This window comes from Microcystis sp. M083S1 (assembly GCF_020246405.1).
GTDB lineage: Bacteria > Cyanobacteriota > Cyanobacteriia > Cyanobacteriales > Microcystaceae > Microcystis > Microcystis aeruginosa_C.
In genome coordinates, this window is record NZ_JADBTB010000236.1 from 1 (window position 1) to 4388 (window position 4388).

Genomic DNA, 4388 nt, shown 5'->3' on the forward strand with positions numbered 1-4388 from the left:
ATCGGGACTATATGCTACTGACAAAACTCCTATAGAATGACCAGTAAGGGTACGCAATTCTTTTCCTGTTTCTACCTCCCAAATTTTGATAGTTTTGTCCCCACTACCACTAGCTAAATAGCGGCCATCGGGACTATATGCTACTGAACTAACCCCGCGAGAATGACCAGTAAGGGTACGCAATTCTTTTCCCGTTGCTACCTCCCAAATTTTGATAGTTTTGTCAACGCTCCCACTAGCTAAATAGCGGCCATCGGGACTATATACCACTGACCGAACCGAGTCAGAATGACCGGGAAGGGTACGCAATTGTTTTCCCGTTGCTACCTCCCAAATTTTGATAGTATCGTCATAACTTCCACTAGCTAAATAGCGGCCATCGGGACTATATACTACTGACGTAACCAAGTGAGAATGACCAGTAAGGGTTTTATAAAGAGAGGGATTATCAACTAAGCCAGAGATTAAAAATTGAGGAGTAACAGGAAATCTTTTATATTTTAAATATCCATACCCTTGCATTATTAGCAAAACTCCGCCAATCGCAATTAATCCATTTCTCAGATTATTATTTTTAACCAGTTGTACTGGTGATTTTTGGGGTGCAGGTACTGGTGAAACCGGCGGAGAAGGATTAATCTTAGGAATAACTGGCGGTTGTTTTTGAGTTACAACAGGCTGCGGATTTGCTGGTGGTGGAGATGGCCTCTTAGGAGTTATAGGAGGTAACTTTAATCGCCTTTCAATCTCATCTAAACGTTGTAAAATAACCCTAGTATTAGCTGGTCTATTCCTGGGCAATCTTCCCATTAACTCGTCAATAAAATCCAACAATAACGGGTGAATATTTTCCGTTTCTTCTCGCCAAGGTAAAACATCATTAATCGGATCATAAATTTCTAAAGGATGTTTTCCAGTTAATAAATGAACAAAAGTTCGTCCTAAAGCATGAAAATCTGATTGAATCACCGCTTGGCCATGTTGTTGTTCATTGGGTGTATATCCGGCTGAGGTAATACCTGTTACCTGTTGACCTTTGACCTTTTGATGATAGGTTTGGGTTTCTTCCCTTGCTGTCCCAAAATCAATTAACACCAACTCGCCACTATTACGCAGCATAATATTAGGGGGTTTAATATCTCGATGCAGCCAGTTCTGTTGATGAATTTTATCGAGAATTAAAGTAATTTCTCTCAGCCATTTTAAAGCCCGTTTTTGACTTAAATTATCATACTGCTTTAGCCACTGTTCTAAATCAATACCCTCCACTTTTTCCATAACTAAACAGTGTAATATTTTACCCTCTCTTGTGGAATATTGAAAATAGGCATCTGCTCGAGGAACACCGGTGACATTTTGACGACTCAACTCTAATAAAACGTCATATTCCCGTTTAAATAATTCTACTGCTTTCGGTTCATTATTCCATTTTTCTTGTAATACCTTGAGGATTTTGGCTGTAAAACCTTCAAAAGCCTCATAAACAACCCCAAAACCGGTCGTATCACTCAATAACCGACTCACTCTATATTTACCATTTAACAACAACTCAGAGCCGCAACTTTGACAGTAACGAGTATTCGAGTTATTATTACTCGGATGCTCCGGTTGAGAACAATCGGGATTAATGCAGTAACAGGGTTTCATCTCGGCTATCAGTTATTTTATCGGGTGAATAATTGAAGGTTCCCTTTACCTGTCTTTGAAGGCATTTTATCATAAGTAAGCTAAAACGGATTTTAACCGCCTATCTTTAGATTAGCTGTCTCAGAGTCTCAGAGTCTCGACTAGGAAATTAATTTTGCACAACTACTTAACTAACACTCCATTCAGAAAAATTTCGGCAATACCTTCGGCCATTTCTTGTAAAGCTAAGGGGGAAGCATTGCTATCTAAAATAGTTTCACTGGAAAAACCGGCAATTGCAAACATTCCTAGAAAAACCTGGGCCACAATTTTCGGATTCATGGGACGATAGATACCACGATCGATCGCTGTTTGAAAAAAAGCCTCGGCCACATCGGTCATTTTAGCAATTACCTCCGATTGAATCCGCTCTTTTAATTCGGGGTGAAATTGTGCCTCTATAAAACAAACTCGCAATAAATCGCTATTTTCTCGCATTCTCAACACCCTACGTCGCATCACCTGCGCTACCGCTTTATAACTGCCCATTTCGCTCAATTCCGTCAGCAAGTCGGTGAGAATATCCACCCATCCCCTAGTGGCCACTTCGATTAAAATCGCCTTTTTGTTGGGAAAATAACGAAATAAAGTTCCTTCTGCCACATTTGCCTTTCCTGCTAGGTCTTTAGTCGTGGTTCCTTCATAACCCTTAGCGGCAAATAAACGTAAAGCGGCCTGTAGAATACGACTACGGGTATCTTCTTCCCCAGAATTGGTCTCAGTTAGGGAACGTTGAAAAAGACTTTGCATAATTTATTGACAGCTAGAACGGGATAGAGCCATTGTCATCGATCAAGTTAGGTGTTTACTCAAATGCTTCATAAAATTTTGAGTAATTGGGGAAGTGGGGAAGTGGGGAAAGTGGGGGAAGTGGGGGAAGTGGGGGAAGTGGGGAAAGTGGGGAAAGTGGGGAAAGTGGGGAAATTCAACTAAAACCCCAAAACCCCAAAACCCTAAAACCCCACTTCCCCAACCCGAATGTCTTTTTTACTTTTCTCTTGGGATAAGATTGTGATCGATCGAGTTTAGGGAATTTTTATGACCACAGAAAGTTTAGCGACTTCAGAAGCAATAGAGTCAATGACCGATGAATTTCTGGCTAGTACGAGCAGTCATCAAGAAATGATTGAAACGGTTATTTCTACTTTGCAGCAGAATGACACTGCTATGGTACAACATACAGAAAAAGGTTATCTGTGGAAGTTTCAGTATGGTAGCGTTGAGGTATTTGTGCAGTTAACTGGGGAAAGCGATGATGATTTTCTCACGGTGTGGTCTTCTGTGCTGAAATTGCCTGTTAAGGATGAATTGGGATTAACCCGCAAGTTATTAGCGATGAATTGTGCCGAAACCTTTGAATCTCATTTTGCCATTATGAATGATCAGGTGGTGGTGATTTCTCAGCGTACTGTGGCCGATTTGTCTCCTGGGGAGATTTCGCGAGCAATTACTCTCGTGGCGACGGTAGCAGATAATAATGATGAAATGTTACGAGAATCCTTTGGTGGCAGCTAAAATTTGGCGTTATATCCCTCCAATTATCTCATCGGCAGAGCTACAAATGGCGATCGATTCTTGGTTACTAGAGCAACACCGTTGTGGTCATCATCCCCCGACTTTGCGTTTTTATCAATGGTCGCCCCCGGCCATTTCCTTGGGCTATCATCAACGGCAATATCCCGATTTTTGGCGTGATTTGACTTGGCAAGGTCAAAAAATCTCCCTAGTTCGTCGTCCTACTGGTGGCCGGGCCGTACTACATCAGGGGGATTTGACTTATATGGTGGTAAATTCGGGGATGAAGGGGAATGTTAGGGAAGTTTACCTTCAAATCTGTCAATTTTTAATCACAGGCTGGCAAAATCTCGGTCTGGAATTGTCCTACGGTGTTGCAGGCCGGGGATATATTAATTCTGCTAACTGTTTCGGTACGGCTACCGGTGCGGATCTAGTCGATAATTGGGGGAACAAATTTATTGGGAGCGCCCAACTGCAACGGGGTTCCTCGGTTCTCCAACATGGTTCCATGGTGCTAGAGCAAGATAATTCGCTCTTTGAACAAGTTTTCGCCAGTGCTACCCCTCAAAAGCTGAATTTAGCCCCAGATTTGACCCTAGAGACAATTATCGCTACCCTGAAAACCGCCGCCGAGGATTGCTTTGATTGTCAATTGCTAGAACAACCCCTCGAGGATTGGGAGTGGCGATCAATTAAAAAAATGAATATAAATACTCATTGACAAAACAACTTTTGTGTGTATATAAAATCAATTATGAGTCAAGTTGTATAGATTTGTAATTTTTTGCTAATAATGAGTAAAGGTAGATAGAGGCCGCAAGGAACCAAAATCTTACCAAACTCGAAATTATTGTCTAGCTTGTGCTAGTTTAAGAAACGTTAATCTTTTACAGTTTGTGAGGATTAACAGGCGATCGCATCTAGTTTAGTCAAGCTAATCCAGTCAATTGATCGCCCCATCTTATAAGACAATGGGAGTAATCCCAGACTCAAAAAAGTTAAGAAATCTTGCCCGTGATTTCAGTTAAGCAAGAGGAAAAATACCCATGACCATTGCTGTCGGACGCGCCCCAGAAAGAGGGCTGTTTGATGCTCTCGATGACTGGCTCAAAAGAGACCGTTTCGTCTTCATCGGTTGGTCTGGTTTACTACTCTTCCCCTGCGCCTTCATGGCCCTAGGTGGA

General features: G+C 41.8%; 4 protein-coding genes and 1 pseudogene. 3 read left to right on the plus strand and 2 right to left on the minus strand.

The genetic code is table 11. From position 1 onward, the window contains the following. A partial coding sequence (locus IM450_RS21270) for a serine/threonine-protein kinase (RefSeq protein ID WP_287670272.1) occupies positions 1-1647 on the minus strand: 1647 nt, incomplete at its 3' end. A gap of 162 nt (positions 1648-1809) precedes the next feature. Then, positions 1810-2436 carry a TetR/AcrR family transcriptional regulator gene (locus tag IM450_RS21275; RefSeq protein WP_002747032.1) on the minus strand — a complete coding sequence of 209 codons (627 nt, stop codon included), beginning with the start codon at positions 2434-2436 and terminating at the stop codon, positions 1810-1812. Positions 2437-2724: 288 nt separating this feature from the next. Here IM450_RS21275 and IM450_RS21280 point away from each other — a divergent pair, with 288 nt between their 5' ends. The 3 genes and pseudogenes from IM450_RS21280 to IM450_RS21290 form a co-directional block, all read left to right on the plus strand. After that, on the plus strand, positions 2725-3201 hold the full coding sequence (locus IM450_RS21280) for a YbjN domain-containing protein (RefSeq protein ID WP_002801317.1): 477 nt from the start codon (positions 2725-2727) through the stop codon (positions 3199-3201). Continuing rightward, positions 3164-3925, plus strand: a complete 762-nt coding sequence (locus tag IM450_RS21285; protein ID WP_287670275.1) for a lipoate--protein ligase family protein — start codon at positions 3164-3166, stop codon at positions 3923-3925. Before IM450_RS21280 ends, IM450_RS21285 begins: the two co-directional genes overlap by 38 nt. A 325-nt stretch (positions 3926-4250) precedes the next feature. Continuing rightward, a pseudogene (locus IM450_RS21290) lies at positions 4251-4388 on the plus strand (photosystem II D2 protein (photosystem q(a) protein)); the annotation flags it as partial.